The 26552-nt window shown below is 41.3% G+C and carries 19 protein-coding genes and 7 pseudogenes; 6 read left to right on the top strand and 20 right to left on the bottom strand.

The features are described from left to right. Positions 1-5: 5 nt before the first annotated feature. A complete protein-coding gene (locus tag QNH10_RS06945) occupies positions 6-965 on the bottom strand; it encodes an oxamate carbamoyltransferase subunit AllH family protein (RefSeq protein ID WP_283734028.1) in 960 nt (319 codons plus the stop codon). A gap of 207 nt (positions 966-1172) precedes the next feature. On the opposite strand from QNH10_RS06945, the gene QNH10_RS06940 reads away from it, so the two are divergent. Together QNH10_RS06940 and QNH10_RS06935 are read left to right on the top strand one after the other, a co-directional pair. After that, on the top strand, positions 1173-1829 hold the full coding sequence (locus QNH10_RS06940) for a PucR family transcriptional regulator ligand-binding domain-containing protein (protein ID WP_283734027.1): 657 nt from the start codon (positions 1173-1175) through the stop codon (positions 1827-1829). A gap of 212 nt (positions 1830-2041) precedes the next feature. Next, the gene (locus QNH10_RS06935; RefSeq protein WP_283734026.1) at positions 2042-2830 is read left to right on the top strand and encodes a PucR family transcriptional regulator; all 789 of its coding nucleotides are present in this window, start codon (positions 2042-2044) and stop codon (positions 2828-2830) included. A gap of 42 nt (positions 2831-2872) precedes the next feature. On the opposite strand, the gene QNH10_RS20540 is transcribed toward QNH10_RS06935, so the two are convergent. The 5 genes and pseudogenes from QNH10_RS20540 to QNH10_RS06915 all read right to left on the bottom strand — a co-directional run bounded on the left by QNH10_RS20540 (position 2873) and on the right by QNH10_RS06915 (position 8443). Continuing rightward, positions 2873-3235, bottom strand: a complete 363-nt coding sequence (locus QNH10_RS20540; RefSeq protein WP_347178012.1) for an amidohydrolase family protein — start codon at positions 3233-3235, stop codon at positions 2873-2875. Continuing rightward, positions 3202-4227, bottom strand: coding sequence for an allantoinase AllB (allB, locus tag QNH10_RS06930; RefSeq protein WP_347178011.1), 1026 nt, complete (start codon positions 4225-4227; stop codon positions 3202-3204). Before allB ends, QNH10_RS20540 begins: the two co-directional genes overlap by 34 nt. A gap of 123 nt (positions 4228-4350) precedes the next feature. Beyond that, positions 4351-5781, bottom strand: coding sequence for an allantoin permease (allW, locus tag QNH10_RS06925; protein ID WP_283734025.1), 1431 nt, complete (start codon positions 5779-5781; stop codon positions 4351-4353). Positions 5782-6118: 337 nt separating this feature from the next. After that, positions 6119-7516 carry an NCS1 family transporter gene (locus tag QNH10_RS06920; protein WP_283734024.1) on the bottom strand — a complete coding sequence of 466 codons (1398 nt, stop codon included), beginning with the start codon at positions 7514-7516 and terminating at the stop codon, positions 6119-6121. 370 nt (positions 7517-7886) lie between these two features. Further along, positions 7887-8443 (bottom strand): annotated as a pseudogene (locus QNH10_RS06915) (DUF4256 domain-containing protein). A 136-nt stretch (positions 8444-8579) separates the two neighbouring features. Between QNH10_RS06915 and QNH10_RS06910 the strand changes: the two are divergent. Continuing rightward, the gene (locus QNH10_RS06910; protein WP_283734023.1) at positions 8580-10652 is read left to right on the top strand and encodes a S9 family peptidase; all 2073 of its coding nucleotides are present in this window, start codon (positions 8580-8582) and stop codon (positions 10650-10652) included. A 33-nt stretch (positions 10653-10685) separates the two neighbouring features. Here QNH10_RS06910 and QNH10_RS06905 read toward each other — a convergent pair. After that, positions 10686-10898, bottom strand: a pseudogene (locus QNH10_RS06905) (IS3 family transposase); the annotation flags it as partial. Between the two features lie 160 nt (positions 10899-11058). Between QNH10_RS06905 and QNH10_RS06900 the strand changes: the two are divergent. After that, positions 11059-12147, top strand: a complete 1089-nt coding sequence (locus QNH10_RS06900; RefSeq protein ID WP_283734022.1) for a tetratricopeptide repeat-containing glycosyltransferase family 2 protein — start codon at positions 11059-11061, stop codon at positions 12145-12147. Between the two features lie 352 nt (positions 12148-12499). Here the strand turns inward: QNH10_RS06900 and QNH10_RS06895 are convergent, their stop codons facing one another. The 8 genes and pseudogenes from QNH10_RS06895 to QNH10_RS06860 form a co-directional block, all read right to left on the bottom strand. Beyond that, positions 12500-12781 (bottom strand): hypothetical protein, encoded by a 282-nt coding sequence (locus tag QNH10_RS06895; protein WP_283734021.1) that lies wholly within the window; start codon positions 12779-12781, stop codon positions 12500-12502. Between the two features lie 206 nt (positions 12782-12987). Then, the gene (locus QNH10_RS06890; RefSeq protein ID WP_283734020.1) at positions 12988-14280 is read right to left on the bottom strand and encodes a hypothetical protein; all 1293 of its coding nucleotides are present in this window, start codon (positions 14278-14280) and stop codon (positions 12988-12990) included. Between the two features lie 403 nt (positions 14281-14683). Further along, positions 14684-15346, bottom strand: coding sequence for a phosphate signaling complex protein PhoU (gene phoU / locus QNH10_RS06885; protein WP_283734019.1), 663 nt, complete (start codon positions 15344-15346; stop codon positions 14684-14686). A 39-nt stretch (positions 15347-15385) separates the two neighbouring features. Further along, positions 15386-16155 (bottom strand): annotated as a pseudogene (pstB, locus tag QNH10_RS06880) (phosphate ABC transporter ATP-binding protein PstB). A gap of 34 nt (positions 16156-16189) precedes the next feature. Beyond that, complete coding sequence (pstA, locus tag QNH10_RS06875; RefSeq protein ID WP_283734018.1) at positions 16190-17014, bottom strand: phosphate ABC transporter permease PstA; 825 nt, start codon at positions 17012-17014, stop codon at positions 16190-16192. Position 17015: 1 nt separating this feature from the next. Next, positions 17016-17198 (bottom strand): hypothetical protein, encoded by a 183-nt coding sequence (locus QNH10_RS06870; protein ID WP_283734017.1) that lies wholly within the window; start codon positions 17196-17198, stop codon positions 17016-17018. A 14-nt stretch (positions 17199-17212) separates the two neighbouring features. After that, positions 17213-17929 carry a phosphate ABC transporter permease subunit PstC gene (gene pstC / locus QNH10_RS06865; protein ID WP_283734016.1) on the bottom strand — a complete coding sequence of 239 codons (717 nt, stop codon included), beginning with the start codon at positions 17927-17929 and terminating at the stop codon, positions 17213-17215. Between the two features lie 49 nt (positions 17930-17978). Beyond that, on the bottom strand, positions 17979-18827 hold the full coding sequence (locus QNH10_RS06860) for a phosphate ABC transporter substrate-binding protein (protein WP_283734015.1): 849 nt from the start codon (positions 18825-18827) through the stop codon (positions 17979-17981). A 361-nt stretch (positions 18828-19188) separates the two neighbouring features. Between QNH10_RS06860 and QNH10_RS06855 the strand changes: the two genes are divergently transcribed. Together QNH10_RS06855 and QNH10_RS06850 are read left to right on the top strand one after the other, a co-directional pair. After that, positions 19189-19512, top strand: coding sequence for a hypothetical protein (locus QNH10_RS06855; protein WP_283734014.1), 324 nt, complete (start codon positions 19189-19191; stop codon positions 19510-19512). A 59-nt stretch (positions 19513-19571) separates the two neighbouring features. Beyond that, positions 19572-20042, top strand: a complete 471-nt coding sequence (locus QNH10_RS06850) for a spore coat protein (protein WP_283734013.1) — start codon at positions 19572-19574, stop codon at positions 20040-20042. Between the two features lie 251 nt (positions 20043-20293). Here the strand turns inward: QNH10_RS06850 and QNH10_RS06845 are convergent. The 5 genes and pseudogenes from QNH10_RS06845 to QNH10_RS06825 form a co-directional block, all read right to left on the bottom strand. Next, positions 20294-20422 (bottom strand): annotated as a pseudogene (locus tag QNH10_RS06845) (DinB family protein); the annotation flags it as partial. Between the two features lie 110 nt (positions 20423-20532). Then, positions 20533-22099, bottom strand: a pseudogene (locus tag QNH10_RS06840) (SagB family peptide dehydrogenase). A 22-nt stretch (positions 22100-22121) separates the two neighbouring features. Beyond that, positions 22122-24061, bottom strand: a pseudogene (locus QNH10_RS06835) (TOMM precursor leader peptide-binding protein). Beyond that, positions 24058-25999: pseudogene (locus tag QNH10_RS06830) on the bottom strand (putative thiazole-containing bacteriocin maturation protein). Before QNH10_RS06830 ends, QNH10_RS06835 begins: the two co-directional pseudogenes overlap by 4 nt. A gap of 152 nt (positions 26000-26151) precedes the next feature. Next, a complete protein-coding gene (locus tag QNH10_RS06825) occupies positions 26152-26412 on the bottom strand; it encodes a heterocycloanthracin/sonorensin family bacteriocin (RefSeq protein ID WP_283734580.1) in 261 nt (86 codons plus the stop codon). Positions 26413-26552 lie beyond the last annotated feature (140 nt).

Here is a 26552-nt window from a genome sequence, read left to right as displayed (position 1 = left end):
AACAATCACCTTTCTTTTTTGTGAATAACAACTGAGGTAATACCTACTAAAACGCCTAACAATGTGTCGGCGCCAGATGTATGTCCGATTTTCTTCAATTCATCAAGAGCCTCAATTAATTCAGATCCCATTGGTTGGTTCAAAACAGAACATATCCCTTGAAGATGTGAATGAAACTTATTGTCAGTTGCATATAGAAGATACTCTAAAGCGATATCCGTTGTACGTTTTCGACCACGGTCATCCAAATAGGATTTAAGTTTTCCGATAAACGTTTGATCAATCCCCTCAAAAGCAGAAAGGACTGCGCAAATTCCTGTAATGACATCATCTCCACTCGGGGTGAGCCCAAGACCTCTGCCGATCCAGTAATCGAATACTTCTTCAGCTTCGATATCTTCCTCATTGCGTACAAGTTTCATCAAACTTGATAGTTTACCGAAAATGATACTATCCCCATGGGAGTTTGAGGAATCTAATAGATAATGAATGATTTGCTTTTTTTCTTCTTCATTATCACCGAGACCCGTTTGCCAATCGTCTTGAAGTAGCCTGTCGGCAACGAATGCAGCATTTGTTTTTATATATGATAACTGGTATACAACCGGCTGCACCTTATGATTCGCCCAATTCACTTGATTGAGCGAAAGCCAAAGCCCTTTTGGAAAGATGATTGACTGCGATCTAACATCCCAAAAAACTTCCTCGCTTGCATGTGCAAGCTTTGTAAGAAACAGGGCAATTTCCTCGCTTAGACCAATTCCGAATGGTGATAATCCATTTGGAAGTGCACCGATATGGATAAGGTGTTCGCCAAAGGCCAAATTAAAACTGCTGTTAAAAACACTGTGGACACGTCCCTTTGGGCATTCATTCAGGATTTGATGTATATCACCACTTGCTGCTAGTGCAGTCAATGTAAATGGTCCGGTATGGTCGGTGTTTTCACCCATTGAATAATACAATATTTTCACCCCAGAATTAAGATAATATCCATTTTATGACTTCCCACATTTTTTCACTAACTATTCAAGTCTACAACTTTTCTTAATTAATGTCATTGTTTAACATGACTAATTTATGCTTTGATTTTTGTTCACTTTTAACGTAAAATGATATCAACACTTTCATTTCTGTCATTATGAAAAACTTTTTTATAAAGAGGTATCTAAATGAAAACAATAAATGATTTATTAATTTTAGAAGGGATGAAAGAAGGTATAGTGTTGGCAGGTCATCGCGGGCTCACGAGAAATGTACAATTCGTTAATATCTCCGATACACCCGATGTCATCAACTTCTTGTCTAATAACCATCTTCTTCTTACAACTGGTTATGCGTTTAAAGATGATCCAGAGAAATTCTGTGAGTTAATTCAACAAATGCATGACTTGAATTGTTCTGGACTTGTGATCAAGATCAACCGTTTCTTCAACGAATTGCCAGCGGAAGTAAGATTACTTGCTGACGATTTGGCATTTCCAATAATTGATTTACCGACAAATCACACCTTGGGTGATGTCTCTCGCCACATCTTGAATTATTTAAACGACGCTGAAACTGAACAATTGTATTATGCCCTTCATATTCAAAAAGAATTTTCTAATATGCTCATTAAAGGCTATAGTTTAGCCGCACTATTGGAACGACTGGGTCATTCCTTGGCACGCCCAGCTCTCCTATTGAATCATAGGGGCGAAAAGATCGCTCAAAGCCATCATTTCTTAAAAGAATCAATGAAAAAAATTGAAATGGAAATTATCGAAAAGGTAAAAGAGGACTTATCCTCTGCACGGGAAGGGAACCACTTTTTCGATTCCATCTCATGAACAACAATCCATTTCCACTTTCCCGGTTCAAACGAAGCGCCAATATCCAAGCATGCTTGTCATTTTTGATTCACTCACATTGCCATACCCTTCTTCTCAAATGGCAATTGAACAAGCGGGCAATGTTATTTCTTTCACAATAATAAAAGAACAGGCGATCGAAGAAAATTCAAGGCTATTGAAAAATAACTTTTTTTGCAGATTTAATCGAAATGAAAATTCAATCTGATGAAGAAATTATAAGCCGTGCAAACTATTATGGATTGGTAAAGGATTTGGAAAATGTCTGTGTTATTTGTACGATTGATGCAGATGGCGATATATACGAAACCTTGCAGTTATACGAAAAAAAGGTCGGAGAACTGCATAATAGCGTTTACGACCAACTTGAAGATGAACTTATTCATGCAAATTTAGAGGCAACTTTATTCACAAAAGGAAAGTATTTCGTCATGGTTTTACAATTTCCAAGATACACTGAAGAGGAAGTTGATACGATTACGAAATTCATCGAAAATGTTCAAGCAAATTTCAAAGGTGAATTCACACTATCCTTCGGTGTCAGCCATTCTGTACAGCCCCTTAAAGATATGCCGACAGCTTATGATGAAGCTGTAGAGGCGATATTGACTGGATACGACCAGAACTTAAAAGGTTTTATCAAACATTATAAAACAAGGGACTTAAAAGAATTATTGAATACGTTACCTCGGAAAGATTTAAAAGCACTTTACGAAAACACATTAAAATCACTGGCTTATCCAAAAACAAAGGACGATCAGGATTTAGTGAAAACTATTCAGGTTTACCTGGATTCCCAATGTGAGTTTTCGGAAACGTCGAGGAAATTATTCGTTCACCGTAATACCGTGAAATATCGGATTGAGAAAACAGAAGAGCTGCTTAACTGCTCACTTCGAGATCCTTCCGACTCTTTACGAATTCGCGTAGCACTTGTCATAGGCTCAATCTTGAAAGAAGATGAAGTTGAAAATAGTTAATAAAAATCCCCAACCATATCGGATTGGGGATTTTTGTTTTATTTATTTCGAGGAAATCAATTTTCCGATTGGCTCTCCTTGGATACCTTTTTCCAAATCGAATACAACATGTCCGCGTACAATGGTTTTCGTTACACGGCAGTCGATTTTTCTACCTTCATATGCACTATGTTTGTTTTTATAGTAGAGGTCTTCCCTTTTCACAGTGTATGACTGATTCGGATCCACTAAGATAATATCGGCATCCTTTGATACAGCAAGTTCACCTTTTTGTGGAATATTGAAGCGCTCAGCTGGATGCGTTGCGATCAATTCAACAAATTTATGAACTGGTAGGCCACGTTGTTTAACAGATAGGTCAAACATTAGGTCTACATTGTTTTGTGCTCCACTAATTCCGCCCAAGCTTCCCAAAGTGTACCTTGTTTTAAGTCTTCAGTACATGGGGAGTGGTCGGATGTTAGCCAGTCAATATTGCCAGCTAAAAGCTCATCCCATAATCTCGCTTGGTCTTCTGCTTTTCTGATCGGTGGTTGGCATTTTGCCTTCGGACCAATTTCATCCACTTGTTCAGCTGTAAAAGCAAAGTAGTGAGGGCATGATTCAACAGTTACATCTACACCTTCTCTTTTCGCTTGTATGATTGTCTGAATTGCCTCTGAAGTACTGATATGAACAAGATGCAATTTACAACCAGTCTCTTTAGCGAAAAGGATTGCACGTTGTACAGCTTCCACTTCTGTGAAGATTGGACGTGATTCTGCGTATTCTACTCCGGAATTTTTGCCTTCTCTTGCAAATTCCTTAGCCAATCCCGAAGGTACAGCTCCATTTTCTGCATGAATACATAGAATTTGATCCAACTCAGCTAACTTTTGCATGCCTTTGTATAATGTGAAGTCATCCACGTTGATAAAATCGTCAGGAATATCACTTGTAATATCTGATAAGAAGCATTTGAAAGCAAGAACGCCACCATCAGCCATTTCTTTTAACTTGTCAACGTTTCCGGGTACAAGACCGCCGTAAAATGCGTAATCTACATAGTTCTGATCAATAGCCGCTTCTAGTTTAAGATCCAACGCTGCTTTATTAGTCGTTGCTGGTAGGGCGTTCAATGGCATTTCAACATAGCTTGTTGTTCCACCTGCCGCTAATGATTTGGAGCCTGTTTCGAAACCTTCCCATTCTGTACGTCCTGGTTCACTGATATGAACATGTGTGTCGATCATTCCTGGCATGACGTATTGACCAGTTGCGTCAATTACTTCTTTTGCGTCTTCGGTGATTGTTTCTGCGATACATGTGATTTTTTCATCTCTGATCCCAATATCAACTTTATAAACTCCATCACGTAAAACTACGTTTCCGCCTTTAATTACCAAATCGAATGTCATTGTGATTACCTCTTTTCAGAATTATGAAAGTAATTTTATAAAAATTTGTCTATATAGACAAAATACAACACAAGTTCAAAGGTTTAGCTATGTTCTTTCTGAAATTCCCCACTTCGTTCAAGTTTAACCTCTTTTTTGACTATACATCTCAAGGATGCAATAGAGAACGAACGCTGAGATGAATCCTGCAAACCAGGAGATATCGTAAAGCGGTTTGAAAAACGGTACGAAGTTACCAATTAGACAAATGACGCCGGCAACAACTGTAGTGACTATCGCATTCACATTAAAACCATTTTTGGTACGCGGGAATTTACCTTCACCTGAATACAATTCCTTCAGGTTGATGTTCGTTTTTGAGATAACGAAATACTGTGCAAGCATGACGCCTGCAACTGGTGCAAGCAGCCCAGCAACGATGTTCAAAAACAGGAAGATACTTGTTGCGTTCTCCATCAACTTCCAAGGCATTACAAGTATCCCGATTACCGCTGCTACCAATGCACCTGTTTTGAATGTAAGCTTTTTCGGGAACAATGAAGCAAGCTGATAACCTGCTGGAACGATATTACCTGTGACGTTAACAGATAATGTTGTTAAACAGAGAGTAAGTACTGAAATTCCAATGGCGAACATGCCGTCAAATCGAGCAACAACGTCCAAAACGTTCCAAATCGGCGTTCCGAATGCAATTTCAGATCCAACAATAATCGAAATACTTGCTACCGCAAATAGAAGATAGGTCACAACGAGGCCTAATGTCTGACCGATAGCTTGGTCTTTCGTTGAGCGGGCTAATCTTGTGAAGTCTGACACGTTCACCATCGGCGCAGCCCAAGCAGCTAACACCGCGGTAACGGCTGCCACAAAGATGATTACTTTATTGCCTTCAACGCCGGTGCCTGTATAGGCGAGAATCGGTCCAATGCCTCCAGCCAAATTAATGGCCCAAATCGCCATACCACCAAAAACAATATAGACAAGCGGTGAAAGGATATTCGTGAACTTCCCTAATACTTCCATACCACCGTAAATTAATGCAACGTTAAATAACCAGAAGATCAAGAATGAAATTAACCCAGGCAATGACAATCCTAAAAGATTCCAGTCGCCACCCAATGTTAAATATGTCGGCCAAAGTTTACTTATTAAAATGGACAGGGCTTGGCTTCCTGCATAGGTTTGAAATCCAAACCACATGATTCCTGCAATTACCCCACGTAATACGCCAGGAATTATCGCACCCTTAGTTCCATAAGATAGACGAACCAACATGGAAAACGGCAATCCGTATTTTGAACCCGCATGCCCGTTTAACACCATCATTACCGATAAAACAATAGAAGCAACGATGATTGCGCCGAATACTTGTCCAACCGAGAGACCTAATGCAAACAGTCCACCAATCGCAATATAGTTCGGAATGTTATGAACTGCGCCCATCCATACTGTTGCAAAGTTACCAATACTCCATTTCCGCTCTTCTTCTTTAGTTGGTAGGATATCTTCACTGTATCCTAAGTCCTTTAATTCTTCTCGATTTATATTTTCCATGGGAAAACCTCTTTTTCTATATCAAATTGGCTATACTCATGCATTCTATTGTGTCCCAATCATCCAGATGTATTGGCAGTTATTTTTGGAAACTACTAAAAATAAAGGACGACTTCCTATTTGCACGTTTAGTATACAAACTTTCATACCCATAGTCGTTAGTACATGTAACCAAAAAATAGGTATTATTTTGTTGACAGTAGACGACCACACATACTAAATTAGCCACTTTGAACTATTGATTGTTCAAAGTGGCTAAAACCAAACCGCTATTTTTATAGAAAGCTGTCATGAAAGTTAGCAAGACGTAGACTAATTTGAATAAAGAAAAGAAACATTACTTATCGAAAATTGTTCCCTTTTTAAAGCTTGAACCTTTAAAGGCATATTTAGACAGTAGATAATAAGATATTCCTGAGACTACAACCCCAATGATCCACGCGAGCTCTACCTCTATAAACGCCGCACCTGCACCAATAAACATAGCAAGCAAACCTGCTGGGTTATATCCTTTATAAGGACCTTCATCATTGTACAAATCAGCAGTTTTCACTCTTTGTTTTCTCAAAATATAATACTCGACGAGCAGTATGGAAATAACTGGTCCTAAAAATGCAGAATAGATAAGAATAAACATATTCAGACCAGTTGCCGACGATTCTTGTACAAGCAACCAAGGGAATGCACCTAAAGCAAGCAATCCTGTAATAATTGCAGAAGGTTTGTATTTTAATTTCGTCAGCAATGTAATGACATACACTGGCGGAATAATGTTCGCCACCATATTTGTCGCAATTACAGCAACGACGATAAATACAGATACAAATATGGACACATAGTCATTATTAAGGATGATTGGAAGTGCTTGTGCTGGATTCGTTACACCTGTTGCAGCAGCGAGCATTGCTCCGATGACAATAACTAAACCGTATGAAACAGTGATTGGAACGAAATATAGTGCTCCACGCTTCTTATTGCTCACACCAGTTTTAAGCTCTCTGGAATAGTCTGCAGCGCTAACGAAGATACCTGCATAGTTACCTAAGAACACCATGATAAGCCCGAAGAACGGCAAGCCCCATGAACCTTCAACCTGTACCCAGTTTTGGGAAATCTCAGGCATATGCGACGTGACAAGAAGACCGAAAACATACACAAGTGCTATCATGAACACAACAGATGCAACCGTCTCTACCCATTTAATCGCATGGAAGCCGAATAGCGAAAGGATAATCTGGAATATCTGAAGAGCTATGAAGCAAATAACAATATTATCGAAAGACCCATTTGTAAGAATCTTCGCAATTTCATTTAAGGCGGTTCCGCCAATCCAGCTTTGAACACCATACCAGACGATAGCAGGTATTCCGCGTAATAATGAGGAAATGACTGTTCCTTTTACCCCAAAGGACATTCTAAGCTGAACAACGTATGGAATACCTTCTCTATAGCCAAGACGATCATTTAAAGCGAAAACAGTTGAAATAATTGCAATTGAAATCAAAGCTGCAAGAATTGTTTGGTAGACGTTTAATGTTGCGATTCCCGCAACAATTACGCTGGCGCCTAACGTCATATTTCCTAAGTTAACCCCGTCGCCCATCCACATGAAAACGTAGTGTTTTGGGTCAACAGTTCTTTCTTTGTCGGATTTTGGATGCAATGATTCATCCATTTTCGTGGTGTTTTCTATCTGAATGGCTTTTGTATCGACACCATCATTTACTGCTGACATTTGCGTTACCCCTTTCGGTACCGTAATAATAGATATTTTTATTTTGCCCAATACTAACATTTTTACTACTGAAGAAAAGATGTCAGATTGTCATTTTGTTATGATTATCTAAAACGGTTTTTTATTTAACAACACTGATTATACATAGCTTTATTTAAAACGTCTTTATACCTATTAAACAAAATGTACAAGCGTTGACTATGTACTGTGCATAATATTTTTTCATTAAAAGCCCATTCCAACAATTCTTTGTGCACTTTGCATAAAACCATAAAATTATGTAATTCAAAAAAAGGGAAAACAAAGTCATTCATGGACTTTTTTTCCCTTTCACGTGGTAATATTAAACATTTTAAAAGTAATTTTCCAATCAAATTCTTAATGATCCCCAAAGCCCCTTGCTGCATAGTAAGAATCTGCGCCGTTATGGTATGTAAAAACAGTATCATAACGCCTGTCACAGAAAATGGCCCCGCCAAGCTTTCTTATATCTGCAGGTGTCTTCACCCAACTGGATGTTTTTAAATCGAAATTTCCAAGTTTCTGCAGCTTCCAGTATTGTTCTTCTGTTAAAAGATCAATACCCATTTCTGCGGCCATATTCATTGCGCTATTTTCCGGCTTATGCTTTTTCCTTGCCTCAAGAGCCTCTTGGTCGTAACAAACACTTCTGCGACCTTTTGGGCTTTCAGTTGAGCAGTCATAAAAAACATATTCATCCGTCTTCTCATCATACTCTACAACGTCCGGTTCCCCTTCTGTTCTTTCCATTTCACTAAGCACCCAGAGTTTCTCTAAATTTGCTTCAAGCTTTGCTTGCACTTTCGCCCAACTAATCCCCACATGTCGGTCCATATTTTTCTCAAAACGTGCTTCCAATACTTTAAGCAATTCTTCACGTTGGTCTTCGGGTAAAATGTTCGTCATATTAGTCGCTCCTTATTTTACAATTATCGTAATTTTAGTATAGAAAATGCAAATAGTACATCAAATTGTCGAATTAAGAAGGAATTCAGATGGCCTGTGCCGAATTATTAATTATATCGAAAGGAGTTGCTTAATCTTGAAACCACCTATAGCAAAACGCATTCCCCATCCTCATGAATTACATGGTGATGTGCGTGAAGATGATTATTATTGGTTGAATGAACGTGACAATCCAGAAGTTATCCAGTACTTGGAGGAAGAAAACAAGTATTTCGAAGAAATCATGCGGCCACTTGAGGATGAAACTAATAGGATTTATCAGAGCATGGTTGACCGTGTGCCTGATTCAGAAGTAAATGTTCCTGTGCAGCATGGACAATTCTTCTATTATTCTCGCTTGGATAAAAGCAAGCAATATCCTATCTATGCACGTAAGGAAGCCGCGAGTCGCGACCTACTTAACGAAGCACAAGAACAAGTGGTTCTCGATCTGAACGAATTGGCTGTTGAAGATGGATATTTAAGTGTGACAGCATTAAGATTTAGCTCGGATCAGACCCTTCTTGCTTATTTGGAGAATCGCGACGGCACAGACCGATGCACCATCCATATTAAGAATTTGGAAACAGGCGAACTGCTGCCTGACCGGATTCCTAATGTTTATTTATTCGGAAGCATGGAGTGGAGCCGGTCCGGTGAATACATTTTTTACACGACGGTGGATGAACACCAACGCCCTTACAGATTGTGGCGTCATCGTTTAGGAACTGAAGTAGATCAGGATGAGTTAGTCTACGAAGAGGTCGATACGACGTTCACGTTATTCATTAGCAAATCACAGAGTCAAAAATTCATTTTCGTGCATTCGCATTCAAAAACAACGAACGAGACTCGCATGATCGATACGGATTCACCGCTCTCCTCGTTACAGTTATTGGATGCACGGCGTCCAGGCGTCTTATATGATGTCGAGCATTGGGGCGATGAATTGCTGATCCTGACGAATGAAAATGCACTGAACTTCAAGTTGCTTCGTTGTTCTCTCGATGACCTCAGCGCACGAACTACTGTTATTGAGCATAGCGAAGCTCGCTATCTTCAAGCTATGTATCCCTTCCGTGACTCGCTTCTTGTCGCAGGCAGGGAGAATGGTCTGACGCAAATTTGGGTTCTTAAAGACGGCAAATTGGAGCAGATTAAATGGGATGAGCCACTATACACCGTAGCGGTTTTATCCAATCAAAGCTATGAAGCAACTGAAGTATTAATCCAATACGAGTCGTTGCTCACACCAAAAACGACTTATAGCTTGGATCTAATAACTGGAGAGAAGAAGTGCTTGCAGGTTGCACCTGTTAGCGGTGACTATGACCGCTCTCGTTTCCGCCAAGAGCAACTATGGGCGACAGCGGATGATGGCGTGAAAGTTCCAATGACCGCTGTTTACTTCGAAGGAGCACTCGATAATGGGCCTGCACCGTTGATTCTTTATGGGTATGGATCGTATGGCTCTAACAGTGATCCACGCTTTGACCCGTATCGACTTCCGATACTCGAAAGAGGTGTCGTGTTTATCACTGCACAAGTTCGTGGTGGATCAGAAATGGGACGTGGTTGGTATGAGGACGGTAAAATGCAGAAGAAGCGTAACACATTCACTGATTTTATCGCTGCGGCGAAACATCTTATTGAGAATAACTATACAACCCCAAGTAAGATGGCAGCCCGTGGAGGCAGTGCGGGAGGATTGTTAGTAGGCGCTGTAGCCAACATGGCGGGTGAGCTGTTTGAAGTAATCGTTCCAGCAGTGCCGTTCGTCGATGTTGTAACAACGATGCTTGATACGACAATTCCCCTTACTACACTTGAATGGGATGAATGGGGCGACCCTCGGAAACCGGAAGACTATTTCTATATGAAATCGTATAGCCCTTACGACAATGTTGAAGCGAAAGATTACCCGCATTTGTATATCACGACCGGCATTAACGATCCACGCGTCGGTTACTTTGAACCGGCGAAGTGGGTAGCTCGGCTTAGATTGTTAAAGACCGATGATAATGTCATTGTGATGAAAACGAATATGGGCGCCGGCCATTTCGGTAAGTCCGGACGCTTCAATCATTTGAAAGAAGCTGCTGAATGCTATGCATTTATTCTTGATCGACTTGGTGTATTAGCTGAAGAAGTAGTGTCAAACCCCCGTTAATTTGATGTGCCCCCCGAAAGTTAGAGTTTTATATTAAGCAGCTGATTGGCTGGTGTGAAGACGGTATTGAACCGGACTCATGCCAGCTAATTTCTGTTTGATACGCTTGTGATTGTAATAATGGATGTATGTTTCGATATCTTTTTTAAGCTCCTCGTAAGTTCGAAGAGCCACGCCATAATACATCTCCTGCTTTAAAAGCCCGAAGAAATTCTCCATCGGTGAATTGTCTATACAGTTTCCCTTTGTCACTCCGGTACGAAAAAGTTGTTTTGAAAATAGAGGAATATATGCGTAAATTAATCTAGGATTCAACCAGGTTTTACTTTTATTTTTCAAACGATGAATTAATTATGGGACTAGTTATTAAAACATATATTTAGGTTGACAAAGAGAGGGGGGGCAGATGGTCACAATCAGTTTATGCATGATTGTTAAAAATGAAGAAGATACCATTGGCCGCTGTTTAGATTCTGTTAAAGATATTGTGGATGAAATCAACATCGTGGATACAGGCTCAACCGATCAAACGAAAGAGGTGTTAAGAAGGTACACGCAACGTATTTATGATTTTGAATGGGTGCATGATTTTGCAAAGGCTAGAAATTATGCTTTTCAACAAGCAACAAAAGATTTCATTTTATGGTTGGATGCGGATGATGTATTTTTACCAAAGGATCAAGAAAAATTTAATGAATTAAAAATGAATTTAGATCTTACAACGGATTCTGTGACAATGGACTACAATCTTTCTACCGATCAACATGGAAATGTATTAACGAGTCTTAAACGGAACCGTTTAGTGAAACGAACAAATCATTTTCAATGGATTGGGGCTGTTCATGAATATTTAGAAGTAGCTGGAACGATCTTTCATAGCAACGTAGCGGTCACACATAAAAGCTTACATCATGATACGAATCGAAATTTACTTATTTATGAAAAGCAATTAGCTAACAATGTAGAGTTCTCAGCTCGTGATTTATTTTATTTTGCTAATGAATTAAAAGACCACCAAATGTATGAACGAGCAATTGAATATTACGAAAAATTTCTCTTAACAGAGAAAGGGTGGGTCGAAGATAACATTTCAGCTTGTAGTAGACTAGCGGATTGTTTTTTTTCGTTAGGAGATTATAAGAAAGAATTAGAGTCCATTTTACGATCTTTCCAATATGATCATCCTCGATCAGAATTTTGCTGTCGTCTAGGATTCTATTTCTTGAAAAAGAAAGAATTATATGCAGCGATATTTTGGTATCAACTAGCGACTGAGATTAAGCTCCCTAGTCATAATCTAGGTTTGCAGTATCCAAAATATGCGACATGGCTACCTCATTTACAACTTTGCGTTTGTTATGATCAATTAGGTCAACACAAACTTGCAAACGAACATAATGAAAAAGCAAGACAGTATAATCCAGATGATCCAAGAATCCTTCAAAATAAAAAATATTTAGAATCGATCCTACTGAAACAGACTAAACGAAAATAAGCAGAGCCCATGGGGAAAATCCACGGGCTCTTCTTCTGATAGTAAACCTTGTATATTAGTTTTTTGCGTAAATTAATCTATCTTATTTTTGAATCTCTTGTTAGTAGTAGGAAACCCTTAGACGAAAGCTTCGTTTAAGGGTTTCCTTTAAAAGGACTTGATAACATAGATTTATAGTTGAATGCCATCCCTTTGTTTTTTAGGTTCCTAAATTACAACTTCACCTCTTATGTATAGAGGAAGAGTCCATGGAATCAGTAATATCATGGACTCTTCCTTAGTTAACTAACCTTGTACATTTAAAGAAGTGGAGATGAAAATACGATTATTTCTCTCCCGTTCCTATTATTCATTACCATTCTTCGGTCAGGCTAAAAATTCCATGAACATCATTAACAGCGGGGAATAAATTATATACAGCTAGAGTAATGGTTTCAGTATCCGGTAATTGAAAATCGGGTAAGAAGTCAGAGGTTGTAATTCTAGCACTTCCTGAAGTAGTTCCAGCTACTAATCCTTGAAATAGCACTTGTCCTCCTGATATTGTCGTTAAAGTGTTATTAACTGTAAGGGCTGTCTCCGATAGAGGGATACTAGTGTTATCGGTTGGAAAGTTTACAAATTCTCCATCCATGGTTCCACCTAATATGACTTGGTAGCAAATATCTGCCGAATGTACAAGATCAACACCTTTTAGTTTTATACTAACTGAATTGGATCTAGCAGAACCAGCCGGGAAGACTGCTTTTCTTTGGAAAGACACAATTGGTACTAAATCCTGTTCTAAAGCAAGTACAGTTCTTCTGTCAGAAGTAACACGATAAACCGGATTATATGCGCCTAGAATGCTAAATTGTCTTCCTCCAACAAATAAATTGAATGCAGCTGCCGTACCGTTATTAAAAATTTCTGCACGAAGAGGGAGATTAGGGTCAGCAAGATTTGTTTGCCCGGTCGGGAATAACGATGAACGGTAATCACTTCTTGTGCTAAAGTTGTAGGATTAGGGAGAACCACTTTAAATTCAATTACTCCATACCCATACCATGTATATACAATTTGAAAAATATTACCTTTTGATAAATTAAGATTCTCCCCACTTGGACCTGTTCCGTTTAACGGATCTACGTTCCAAGATGATTGAGGAATAACAGTATCAACACCTGCTCTTCTAATAGCTACGAATATCCCATTGGGTACATCTTGACCAAAGAGCATACCATTTTGGGCGTCAAAAATGCCCCATCTGCCCACTTGGTTTCCTGTTGGTGCAACTGGCAACCGGATACCTATTCCTGCTTCAGCAGCATATCCTGGTTCATAATTTCCTCTTTCTGAGCTTTGCAGGATGGCGCTATCTGTTCCACTTGCTATCGTAGTTAATTGGAACTCGCTATTATTACTTCCTACTGAACCAACGCCAGTTACGGTAACAATGTCTCTTAAATCGGATAAGCCATATGAGGAAGTCAATTCAATTAACGGTGTTCTTTGGCTGACTCTTAATTCGCTAAACTGCGAGCTTACATTTGGTCCTACACCGACTATGTTTGCGTTAGGATCAAAAGTGCCGGTTGGTCCGGTTGCGCCAGCAGCACCAGTAGGTCCAATAGATCCATCTGCTCCAGTTGGTCCCGTATCACCGGTAGTCCCCGTAGCTCCAGTAGCGCCAGTAGCGCCGGTAGTTCCTGTAGATCCAATTTCTCCAGTTGTTCCAGTGGCACCAGTTGTACCAGTAGCCCCGGTAGGTCCAGCAGATCCAGTTTCTCCAGTTGTTCCAGTGGCACCAGTTGTACCAGTAGCCCCGGTAGGTCCAGCAGGTCCAATTTCTCCAGTTGTTCCAGTGGCGCCGGTTGTACCAGTAGCCCCGGTAGGTCCGGCAGGTCCAATTTCTCCAGTTGCTCCAGTGGCGCCGGTTGTACCAGTAGCCCCGGTAGGTCCAGCAGGTCCGGCAGGTCCAGTTTCTCCAGTTGCTCCAGTGGCGCCGGTTGTACCAGTAGCCCCGGTAGGTCCAGCAGGTCCGGCAGGTCCAGTTTCTCCTGTAGCACCGGTAGGTTCAGGAGGACAAGAAAGAGTACAGTCGGAAGCTTTAAACGTGGGATAGTATCTTATTTTCCTTTTTTCACATGACAAATTTATCACCTCCTTTATCATTATTTAAGTATTATATGTTTTCAATTACATATTTGCTTGTACAAAAAAGAGGCTTATACTATGTATATCTTGTGCTGATAATCGCCCAATTGAAGAAATACTGCAGGGCGCTAGCGCGATGTACGGATGGCGCCCCAAAGGTTGATCTGTCATCCAGTTATGTTCGATTCTTTATCAACGACAACAAACCTTTGAAATGCATTCTCCAATATTTCCAGTAAGACCGATTCCATTACTGATTTCATCAAACCCCTCCATTATATTCCCCAAGTAATCCATTTTTCTCAAAATAACAAATATAGCGTAAACAGATGATTTTGTAAGGAAATAAAAATGAGGTGAAACCATTCACGTTCGAATGGATTTCACCTCATGAAAACTGTTACTGATTTAGATCATAAATCTGACCTTTTATTAAATAAGCGGCACTTTCTGCGATGTTTGTAATGTGGTCAGCTGTTCGTTCAAGGAAACGATTGATGAATAATAATTGAACGAGCTGTGTTGTTTCTTCTGGATGTGTACGTAAATATTCAGTGATGCTTTTGTATGTTACTGCATAAGCATCGTCGACTTGATCATCCAAAGCGGCGACTTCCTTAGCCAACTCCATATTTCCATCGATGAACGCAGTAACTGCCTTTTTAAGCATGTCGAGGGAAACCTCATTCATTTTCTCTAGACTTGTAATATTGATCAGTGATTCTGTTTTTCCGATTTTCGCTGTCGCTTTCGCGATATTTACTGCGAAATCGGCAATCCGTTCGATATCAGATGTGATTTTTAATGACGCAATGATTCTTCGTAGATCCGTTGCAAAAGGTTGCTCTTTCGCAATAAGCCACACTGCAAGTTGATTGATTTCCTGGTCAAGATTATCAATAGCAGTGTCTTCGTCAATGACTCGTAACGCTAATTCGACATCTTGTGTTTTAAAAGCGGTGAACGCTTTCTCAAATGCTGATACCGTAAGTGCATTCATTTCCATCATTTTGTTTTGCAGCTGTTGCAAGTTCTTGTCAAAGTTTTTTCTGACGTTCATCATTACAGTCACCCCACATGTAATATATTGAGCTTCGGCGAATTAACCAAACCGACCTGTTACATAATCTTCCGTTCTTTGGTCTTTCGGATTTGAAAAGACGTTATTTGTGACATCATATTCAATGATTTCCCCATTTAAAAAGAAAGCTGTTTTGTCTGATACCCGCGCAGCCTGCTGCATGTTATGGGTCACAATTACAATTGTATACTCTTTTTTCAATAGTGCAATCAATTCTTCAACTTTCAATGTCGAAATTGGGTCTAATGCTGAAGTAGGCTCGTCCATTAGAATTACATCCGGCTTCATCGCAATTGCACGGGCGATACAAATCCTTTGTTGCTGACCACCTGATAGACCAAGTGCAGATGATTTAAGACGGTCTTTTACTTCATCCCAAATTGCAGCCCCACGTAGGCTTTCTTCAACAATCTTGTTCAATTCTTTTTTATTTTTAATACCTTGGCTCGGGGTCCGTAAGCAACATTATCATAGATACTCATCGGGAATAAATTCGGCTTTTGGAATACCATACCGACTTTTGTACGAAGCTTAATGACATCACTCGATTTATAAATATCTTCGTTATCAATGACGATGTCCCCGCTGATTTTAACTCCATCGATTAGATCATTCATCCGGTTGAGCGTTCGTAGAAAAGTTGACTTCCCACAACCGGATGGCCCGATTAATGCTGTTACTTTTTTCTCTTCAATATCTAATGATACACTGTACAGTGCCTGTTTTTCTCCATAATAAAGACTTAAATCTTTTACACTGATCTTAGCTGTTCCTTCTGATTGCTTCTTCATAAGCGCTACATTTCCTCCTTCGCTTCTTGCTTCATTAATAATCTGCTTTACTTAACTTCTTGGATATGAACGTAGCTGAGAAGTTCAAAATCAAGATGATAACGATTAACACAATTCCAATTGCAGCCGCAAGCTCAATATCTCCCGCCTCCTGTGTAACTAAAAAGGCGTGAACCGTTAATGTCCTTGCAGAAGAGAAAATGCTTGATGGCATCGCTGCCACAGTTCCAGCGGTTAAAAATATCGCAGCCGACTCACCGATAATCCGTCCCATAGAAAGAATGATTCCTGATAGGATTCCAGGCATTGAGCTTGGCAAGATGACTTTCATGAGTGTCTGAAGTTTCGTTGTTCCTAATGCCAAAGAACCTTCTCGATACGCCCCGGGTACTGTTTTCAATGCTTCTTCTGTTGTTCGGATAACGACAGGCAATACGATAATCGTCAACGTCAATGACGCAGAGATGATCGACATACCGAGCTTTAGCGTCGTCACAAAGAATACTGCACCGAATAATCCATAGATGATGGACGGAATCCCTGTTAAGCTTTCTGTCGCAAAACGGATTGTTCTGACAAGTCTGCCTTGCTTCGCGTACTCTTGGAGGTACACAGCTGCTAAAATCCCGATAGGTGTTGCAATAACGAGTGAAATGACGATTGTGTACACGGTTGTAACGATCATTGGCCAAATGCCACCGCCACCAGTAGGTGAATAACTTCCGAAGATAAAATCAAGATTGATGAGACGGAATCCTTTATAAAAAATGTAACCTACAATAAGTAACAGAATACCAACCGTCACGAAAGCTGAAAACCATAGAAGGCCGCGCAATAAGTTATCCTTAAAAGTCCTCATCTTAGTTCGCACCCCTTGCGCTGATTTTTGCTAATACGAAATTCAAAATCAAGATAAAGGAGAACAATACAATTCCTGTTGCAAATAACATTTCTTGATGTACCCCTGCAGCATAACCCATTTCCAAGGCAATATTGGTTGTCAACGGGCGGACACTGTCTGTCAGGCTTGTAGGAACGATCAAACTGTTTCCTGCTATCAAAATAACTGCCATCGTTTCCCGATCGCTCTACCTAAACCTAAAACAATCGCTGCCATAATACCGGACTTAGCCGCCGGTACAACCACTTTAAAAATAGTGCCAATTTCAGAAGCGCCTAGTGCCAAAGAACCTTCCCGATACGTTTTGGGAACTGCACGAATCGAAGTTTCAGCTACCGTCACAATTGTTGGAAGCATCATGATCGCTAATACGACAATGACTGCCAATAAGCTTTGCCCCTTCGCTAAACCTAAATAGTTTTGCAAAAACGGCACGATAATCGCAAGTCCGAAAACACCATAGAGAACAGACGGGATACCAGCAAGCAATTGTACAGCTGGTGAAATAATTTTCGCAACTCGTTTTGGTGCGATTTCAGATAAGAAAATGGCTGTAAATAATCCAATCGGTACACCGATGATTAAGGAACCAATTGTCGCGTAAAAGGATGCGACAATCATTGGGAATATCCCAAATTTATCCTCCCCCGGCACCCAATCTACGCCGAAAAGAAACTCGAAAAAGCTGTAACCCTCTGCGAGAAACGGATGAGATCCTCTATAAAATACAAAACCGACGATTAACAACAAACTGAGTACTGATAAAAGTGCACAGAGTAAGAAAAGTTTTGATGATAAACTTTCCAACATGTATTTTCTTTTATTTGATTTACCGTTACCTATGTTGTGTTTCTCAATAGGTGGGCTTGTCATGGCTGCATTCCTCCAAGATTACCTTTAATAAGGCAGATGTAGATTCGATTCATGATTCGTTAACTGGTATAGCCCCGGTTTCAGATACAATAACCTGTCCATCCGGACTTAAAATAAAATCAATGAATTTCTGTCCCGCATCCGTTACACCTCCGTCCATATGAACGAACAAGAATGGACGGGCAAGTTTATATTGTTGCTTTAGTACGTTTTCCGCAGTCGCCTGTACGCCATCAATGTCAATCGTTGAAATGGACTCATCGATATATTCGAAGGAAATGAAACCTACCGCATGCTTATTCATCGCGACAGTCGTTTTAATATTCCCGTTTCCACTTGCTATGATGGCACTTCTCACTAACTCACCTGATGAGTAGTCAACGATTTCTTGGAATGCATCCCGTGAACCTGAACCATCCTCACGAGAAACGACTACTATCTCCAAGTCATCACCGCCAAGCTCTTTCCAATTTGTCACTTCGCCTGTGAATATTTTCTTTACTTGTTCCAACGTGAGATTTTTCACTTTGTTCGTTGGATGCGTTACGACAACGATACCGTCGTAAGCAATAACTGTATCTTTCAACCCTTTGTCAATCTCTTCCTGTTTTAAATCACGGGAGGACATTCCGATTTCGGATACACCATTTATCGCATTTGTTATTCCAGCTGATGATCCGATCTGGTTAATCTCTATTTTGACATCGTTGTTTTCTTCATATTTAAACGCTAACTTTTCTGCCAACGGCCCTACGGAAGTCGACCCAGAAATAGCAATTGTCGGTAAACCTTCTTTTGACGATTTAGTACCTCCATCAGCTTTATTGCCACATCCAGTCATTACGACCGTCAGAAAGACAATAAATAATCCTTTTGCTGCATTCCTCATGAAGTTCATATTATACCTCCAGCATGATTTGTTAACCCAATGTAAATATTAGCGTCGAATTGTAAATTTAAATCGGGTTTCTTGTAAATGTTTTGTAAATCCTCTTTACAAATTCTGAATTCTAAGACATAAAAGTATTTTCAATCATAAAAATCCCTATTATACATGTTGAATGTTTTATGGATGAAACTGAATTTGCTTCAAAATAGAGTTTACCCTATATCCAAATATTAATGTGCATACTCAATCCCCAAATTGCCAGGCAATTTGGGGATTTTTTTGCATAATTTTGTTCTGCACGTATAGATGCCCGATGATAGCTAATTTTCACGAGTATACATAAATGTAAGTGATAAAGGGGGTGATTTGAGTGGAAGACAATAATAGCCGTGAACAATTGAACGAGTTATCAGGCCAGTTAATGGATTTGTTTGTATCAGATTTATTCACCAAAAACAAAGTCGATATCGAAAAAGTAAAAGCACGTATAACAGATGACCAGCGTGAGAACTTGAGGCAGACTGTGGAACAGCTAAAAGCTCAAGTAGAGGACTTTTTGGAATCCAGAACCGTTCTCAAAGTTGAAGAATCGGAAGGTAAAACAGAGGGACAGGCGGCGACAAATCCGTTACGGGAAGCCATTCTGCAAAGAAAACAAATGAAGCGAAATAATAAAAACAATACGAATAGATAATTTGTCCAACTCAACGGCTTCTCATTACATGTAATAGATAGAGAGAGGAGGGAAGAAAAATGGGCTATAAATATAATTCTCGTCAAAAAGAAAGATGGTCTGCTTTGAACAGTAATGCAAAGCACCCAATGTCTCTTTGTAGTTGTGGAAGAGAAGAAGAAGAAGCGGCTGTAGAAGCAAAGGTGACTTCTGATATCGATCAGCTTTCCCAAGAACTGATTGTCATCCGTGATTCTTGCAAAGTCAGAGTTAAAACAACTGATACGCAAATTGCCGCTTCTTTGCAAGCAGCGCTCCAAGTCGCCATCGCAGTCGTTGTCAATATCTCTATTGATGATGCTGTAAGGGCGGAACGAGTGACAATTGAATTACTTGAAAAATCACAGATCAAGCAGACCAACCGTCAAAAATTGATCATCGTTAACTCCCGTGATGTCGAGGTGATAACGGAAGATATCGACGTAGCGATTTCCTTGCAGCTATTGCTACAAATCCTCGTAGCGGTAATCGTCCAATTGGATATTCTCTAAGGCTAAGAGAATAAGTAGGAAACTACACTCTGCAATAACGACTGCCTCCGCGACTCCCACGTTGCGGGGGTGGTTGTCTGTTAGGAATCCCTTTGACCTAAAGTATGCAGCGGACTCCACGTTTGTGCCGAATTTGGCAACCGGAAATAGGCAATTCAAATTTATTTTCACTTATTTCGCTGTGTAGTTTAAGAGTTAACAAATCGGGTAAAATAGATTAGATGTTAACATGCGAGAGGTACCAATGCAGCATGACATACTTGCGCGATACTCCAGACTTCATTACTCTTACTGTTAAATTGAGTATCAGTTAATAAAGTAATCACCTGTACTAACTTACTTCTCGTTTCATACAGATTGTCTTTTACCGATTTCTTCATTGGATTTCTCCCTTTTCGAAATCGCTTATTAACGCAATGAGAAGTACCAATACCCAAAGAATGTAGAGACAATGATTACGTGGCACTTCTCATATGTCGTTTCCACTTACTTAACTATGCAGACCTCCACTTAACCAAGAACGGTGTCGGTGTGGACCTGTCGGGATTTGGATGAGGCTTGTTTTTAGTGGACTCAGCTTGTAAATCTCGTCACTTACGTTCACATCAAACCCGAGGAGTGGGTGCCCTCCGAATTCGAGAGATGACGCGACTAACAGCAATCTTTGCACCAACATTCCCGCCTCCATTTGTTGGATACGGTATCCTCGGTACCCCAATTCCGTTTTGAAATGATTTTTGTCCCCTACGACATGTAGACAAAGTGGTACTTGGAACAGATTTACATTGTCTAAGGACAATCCGTGCTGTAACCGTAATCGCTGATCTCCGAGTTGTACTTTGCGTAACGCATGGGCAGAGCTGTCATAATGATATGCACCATTCGGAATGCCTTCGACATTATACAAACATCCGTAAAGTGAGACACGGGACTTCTGTTTTTTTTGATCTCCATCCAAATCATTTTGATACGAGAAGGAATCCATCGCGCATTTAAGCAACTTGGCAAGCTGGAGTTGACTAACATTCCCCAAAATGAAATCTCTGTCTGGTGAAAACCGCTTTCGGCAGACCGATGCCAAATCATACGATAATCGCTTCACATATGGCAAAGCCACCGTTTGACCTTCGTAATTTAGTTGCTCCTCTTTGATTTTCCGAAACGATCTCGTTGATTCCATCATGGATGCTTCATTCATCTTCGTTACAATCGGGTACTCTAAAACCCTTCGCGATTGGACGTAATGAGTAGACTGAATTGCCGTCAATTCTCGGCATAAATCAGTGGCAGATTCATCCACACCTTTGGTGCATCTATTGAAGCAATTTGTTGAATCAGCTGTTAGCGGAATCACCGCATACACGCTCTCCTCTTGTTCGGAAAGCCCAATCAGGTGGTTGATGGCCCGATCAAGGAACTGAAAGTATACGCAAGGGGCGAAGCCAAAACATTTTGCAACTTCCAGTAATTGTCCAATCAACACACCAGCATCCAAACCTTGAAGACGGTAAGCGAAGTTATTGTATTTAAAGAAGTTCTTCCAAAACATTGTTGATATAAAGACAGTACCAAAACACTCGGATACCTCACAGCGATTACCAAGTGCACGGGATATATATGAATCGAAATTTCCTTCGCGCAGCAACAATAGGCGATGATGCGCCACATCATAATGGTAAACACCGGCAGGCAAATCCTCTATCTTCAAATAAACATACAATTCGTTTGGATACAGCGCCCCACCGGAAGGGACAAACCGCCGTTTCCTGCATGAGGTCCAAGGCTTGATCGCTGGAACCCAAGTTCATCATGGATTCGCTAAATTGCGTTAGACCAAATACATACCAGAGAAAATGACCGAGTTTGCTTAGGTCAGGTTTTGCAGTTCCTTCCACCCTGTTAAGCGTCAACGGCACTTCTAAAGAAAGTGGAAACACCGGTAAGCCACGGTAGAGCTTATACGGAAGTGGCGCGTCTTCCCAATCCACTTCCCAGTCTGGCGGGCTTACCTTGTCAATTTCAAAATGGAGATTGTGCAGTAATGCCTCAAGATTCATCCTCCTACCTCCTAACGACTGGTTATGGGAACGGATGCGGATATGGATTGAGCTGTTCAAGTGTTAACAGTTCTTCCTTATATCCGAGTTCCATTGGCAACCTGAGCACCCTCTCAAGCCCTGTTACTCGGGTAAGATGTTGACCGAATGTCATCGGCAGCATCCCTGGAATCAGGACTTTTACGCAGAACAGTCCGTTTTGTTTTACTTCAGGTGTAGTTTGGTCCACTACGATCACATCGAGGTTCAACCCCCTAAACACCTGGAGAATATCCCGCAGATCATCCGTGAGGTCTGCATGCACTGCCTCCCATTTGAATTCCTCATCAAACGTTCGTAATGGCCGGTTATCATCTAACAAAAACTGTAGGCGTTCTTGCGCTTCCGGCAACCCATACAACATCCCATGATCATCCATCTTCCGTACCAAGGAAGAGTCTTTCAACATCCGCACATATTCCTCCCGGTTAGTCTCCAAATTCTCGTCAAGTATTAGCATCATGCCAGCCAACTCATGAATCGCGCTTTTAGCCGCTCGTATTGGATCCAGATGAGCGCCGGCCGCAGCAATGATATTCAACCCCGTTTTTTTCCTGTTTTTCGCTAGGACCAAAACACTTGGAATTCCATTCTCCATCGTCGAATTATAAAAATGAAGATCATAACCACAAACCGCCCGCACACGATCAATCATCAACTGTAATTCCTGATCATTAGTTGAACAAGGGTCAAGACGTGGTAGTGACAGCTCTGCGTACCAAGTCATCAAGAACGAATCACGCTCTACAACTTCCATAATACCGTAGAAAATGGCCTCCTCTAAGCTACCGCCTAACGCACATCCATTGGAAGTTTCATAGACAATTCCCTCTCCGCCCAAACTGTAATAAGCAAGCAACTCTGGAATCAGAATAGGACGTTCTTCCAAAAATGAATAACCCCAAACCCAATCGATGGAGCGATCAGGATTGAACGGTTTGAACGGAAAATTTGGCAGCGCATACTGTTCCTTTGAATGCACACCTACCTTGAGAGGATTAAGCGCTCGGTCTTTTAGGTTGCGGAAGCTATCATGAACCACTGTTCGTTTTCCACTTGGAGACAATCCACAGTACCGCTCCAACCCCTCCAAAATAGCCGTGGACTCACTAACCTTGTATGAATGAGTCCGGCCTGCCACCCCCTCGTCTCCGGCAAACAACGGCAGATTAACACTTGCATCGGCAAATGGCAGCATGAGGTGATACATTTTACTATTTACCAAACCAGTCCGATCATCTAAGTAATCCTTGCCTAAAATATTTTGCAGGTCATCTATGGAACGACTGCGGTAACTGTCGGTACTGATTTTCAGACTAGATTGCAGTGTAATTCGGGCCGCGGCTGCTGAATCATCGGGTATTTGACTACAGACCGGACACAACGGGTCAGGAAGAAACGAATGCCATGAACTCTTTAGCGATTTCAGATTAATTAAACATAAACGACCTTCCGAACGAGCCTGATTTCCATCTAGTATGCTCTGTACCTCTGATTCGAGAAGGTGCGCCATTTGCAATAATCCCGTACGAGATGCCCAAGCATCACTCGGAGCTCCACCAAGTTCCTTACGTCTCTGTTCCATCTCCCACATCTCTTTACGGTCTCGTCCGGCCATGAGACGTCGCTTGTCTGCACATTGGGAGCAGCCCGGTATTTCCGGACGTACGAGTGGCCCAATCACTCCTTCTCCATATGAAACAATGCCTCGCAGCCAAGGTATGCCGGTTGGCCGCAATACCTCTTCCGCTCTTTTTGAATGGAAGGATTCAAGGTATCGTGCAAGACCATAACCAGTTCAGTCGTTTCTGGTACTCCCTCTTCGAAATCGTACCGGCGTATTACTTCGTATTGAGTGGATAAATCCCCGCACACACGGTCAGCCAATAATCCTTCTCCAACAACCATTACGACGGCAGTCACCGGTATCCCTCCTCCTCTCGTAACGACACACCAAACAGCCCCGCGATCCCCTCTTTCAAAAATGGTTCAAATGCTAAATCAAATACTAATAGCCGTTTGTGATTCCGTTCTAAGATTTGTATAGCGGAATGCAAAATCTCGGCCTGTCTCTTCTCATCATAAGCGGAGATAACAAGGCTGAGTGGTGCTTTTTCTTCCAGTAGAATAATTTCCTGCGATTGCACCGGGTGTGAAGTCATAAGCGCCTGTTGTAGCGCTTTTCGCAACGCCAATGTACTATTCAATTCTACACCACTATACCAGCCGTCATTCGTTCCGACCCAGATGGCAGGGAAACCGTTTACTTCCTCCCCAAGCCAATCGCCGGTGCGCCATGCATCGTGGTCAGTGCCTCTAAATAAAACCGGCAATGTTCATCTTCTACCGTATCCACTTGCAACGGAGTAACATGGATTTTTTTATTTATGAGCTGCATGCTTAGCTCTTTGTCCAAACACTTTTGTAATCCCCGGCATATACCTTCCGCAACCGTTTCTCCCGCTCCAACTCCAATGAACTCCTTTTTTTCTACCCCGTTCTCCCCATTTTCCTGGCTTGAAGGTAGGGTCGCAACGAGCAGCTCAACCGCTTGTGACACATATGATTCTATTCCAGCCAATCCCGCTTTCCTCCGCGCTTCCTCATGCGTCAAGTCTGCACAAACAATGTCTGGTAAAAGGTCAGCAGGTCCCTTTGATAACATATCAACCGCCTGAACACGGCACTGAGCTAAAGGTAGCTGCTTGAGATCTCCTTCCTCCCAAATATGAAAAACCCCTGATACATCCGATGTCAACTGGCTAAAGTAAAGTAACAATCCATTCGGTTCATCTTTGCTTTCGTTTCGTTCAAGACGCACATCCAAATCTGTTACCCATTCACTATACACGCGTCCATCCACCAACGGATGAGGCAAAAATGAATGCCAGTTTCCTTCCAACGTCTCTAAATCAAGCAGATAGAATAGGTTCCTCGGTTCAGATTCGGTCACTCCCGTAATCTCTTTAAACAATTCAAATGTGATTACATTGGCTAACATTGCCCCTGCAGTGGCAGAGAAAGCGGTGAACTGCTGCTCTTCGGAAAGTACAGCTCGATGCATGCGCCTCCATGCAGACTCCCAACATATTTTAGAGTCTGGATGCACGAGCGGACCGCAAGGCCCACATGCTGGTGACATATAGCAGGAAGAAACACCTTCTTCTCTACCCTACAAACCTTTTGAAGCACTCGGAGTTCCTCTATATCGCCCTCCTGGGACACATACAAAATCGAATCAAACGGTTGAACAATTTCATGCCAACAACGTTCCCCTCCTTCTGCAAGCTGATCTCTTCTACCGTTACCTCTGTGTCTGTTTCACGGGCATGTGCCACGAGTTCCATCAACCGCTGTCTATTGGTCGACTCCGAGTCCGTGATGAGCATATGGAACTTGGGCAATCCAGATTCAAGTAATGAAGAAACCAATGAAACAAAAAAATGACCAGCACCAACTGCCAACACGCTTGACTGACGATAAGTTTGAAATCGGGACGCACTCGAATCTCCGAAACTGTCCAGAAATTCAATTTGGGAAGCATACTTGGTAAGAACTTGATCGGTCAATTGATGAGGAAGGTCCTGGCTCACATCCCGAGCATACTCATTTCGGAACAGTACCTCCGCAATTTCATAGACACGATTCCGATATGGAACAGGCAATCCTTCTGTCAAATCCCCTAACGTATACTTACCGTTGAACATCGGTACCAGTTTTTCAACCCACTGAATGATCCCAGTTCCTTCCACACGAAAAGAACTTTTATTATTCCTAAAATACACACCACCATTTGAATCGGGGAGAAAAAAATGTGTCCCTTTTCACTTTCAGGCGCATCATAGGAGTCAAATTCGACATTCCATTCCTCCTTAACAATAGCTATTTCTAAATCAAAATTATTACTAACACTCCAATCCTATGTACCATAACTTGTTTCATATGTTTAACCTTATATAGAAAAGTCCCTGCAACAACTGCAGGGACCTTGGCAATCATGTTTTTTGTTACTATTAACCGTGGCAACGGCCGCCGCAACTACTACAGCGAAAACAATTATGGCAACGGAAACAATTAGAGCAGCGGAAACAACTAAAGCAGCCAAAGCAGCTAAAGCCGCAACGGAAAAAGCCACCGCCAAAGCAACCGCCAATGCCAAAGCCTCCGCCAAAGCAACCGCCAATGCCACCGAGCTGCGCAGTTTGATTTGAAAGAGGATTGTTTTGGTCCCAATTAACTGCCTGACTCGTATTGAACTCGCCAAGATTCAGCATCTGGAGTTCGTTATGGAAATCATTCATTCTTGCACCTCCAATTATATTATCAAGATGTGCTATGAACGTGAAAGGGGAAACACAATAGTCAAAAGTCCATTTACACACTCTATACCAATTTATGAACTGGGGGTGGGGAA

The organism is Sporosarcina thermotolerans (assembly GCF_030067815.1).
Taxonomy (GTDB): domain Bacteria; phylum Bacillota; class Bacilli; order Bacillales_A; family Planococcaceae; genus Sporosarcina; species Sporosarcina thermotolerans.
The sequence above is the reverse complement of the archived record's forward strand: the minus strand, read 5'-3'. Positions and strand labels throughout refer to the sequence as shown.

Coding starts and splice junctions, on each gene's coding strand:
- QNH10_RS06940 (WP_283734027.1), top strand. CDS start 1,173: ATGAAAACAATAAATGATTTATTAATTTTAGAAGGGATGAAAGAAGGT.
- QNH10_RS06935 (WP_283734026.1), top strand. CDS start 2,042: ATGAAAATTCAATCTGATGAAGAAATTATAAGCCGTGCAAACTATTAT.
- allB (WP_347178011.1), bottom strand. CDS start 4,227: ATGACATTCGATTTGGTAATTAAAGGCGGAAACGTAGTTTTACGTGAT.
- allW (WP_283734025.1), bottom strand. CDS start 5,781: ATGGAAAATATAAATCGAGAAGAATTAAAGGACTTAGGATACAGTGAA.
- QNH10_RS06920 (WP_283734024.1), bottom strand. CDS start 7,516: ATGTCAGCAGTAAATGATGGTGTCGATACAAAAGCCATTCAGATAGAA.
- QNH10_RS06900 (WP_283734022.1), top strand. CDS start 11,059: ATGGTCACAATCAGTTTATGCATGATTGTTAAAAATGAAGAAGATACC.
- QNH10_RS06895 (WP_283734021.1), bottom strand. CDS start 12,781: ATGGATGGAGAATTTGTAAACTTTCCAACCGATAACACTAGTATCCCT.
- phoU (WP_283734019.1), bottom strand. CDS start 15,346: ATGATGAACGTCAGAAAAAACTTTGACAAGAACTTGCAACAGCTGCAA.
- pstA (WP_283734018.1), bottom strand. CDS start 17,014: ATGAGGACTTTTAAGGATAACTTATTGCGCGGCCTTCTATGGTTTTCA.
- pstC (WP_283734016.1), bottom strand. CDS start 17,929: ATGACAAGCCCACCTATTGAGAAACACAACATAGGTAACGGTAAATCA.
- QNH10_RS06860 (WP_283734015.1), bottom strand. CDS start 18,827: ATGAACTTCATGAGGAATGCAGCAAAAGGATTATTTATTGTCTTTCTG.
- QNH10_RS06850 (WP_283734013.1), top strand. CDS start 19,572: ATGGGCTATAAATATAATTCTCGTCAAAAAGAAAGATGGTCTGCTTTG.
- QNH10_RS06825 (WP_283734580.1), bottom strand. CDS start 26,412: ATGCTGAATCTTGGCGAGTTCAATACGAGTCAGGCAGTTAATTGGGAC.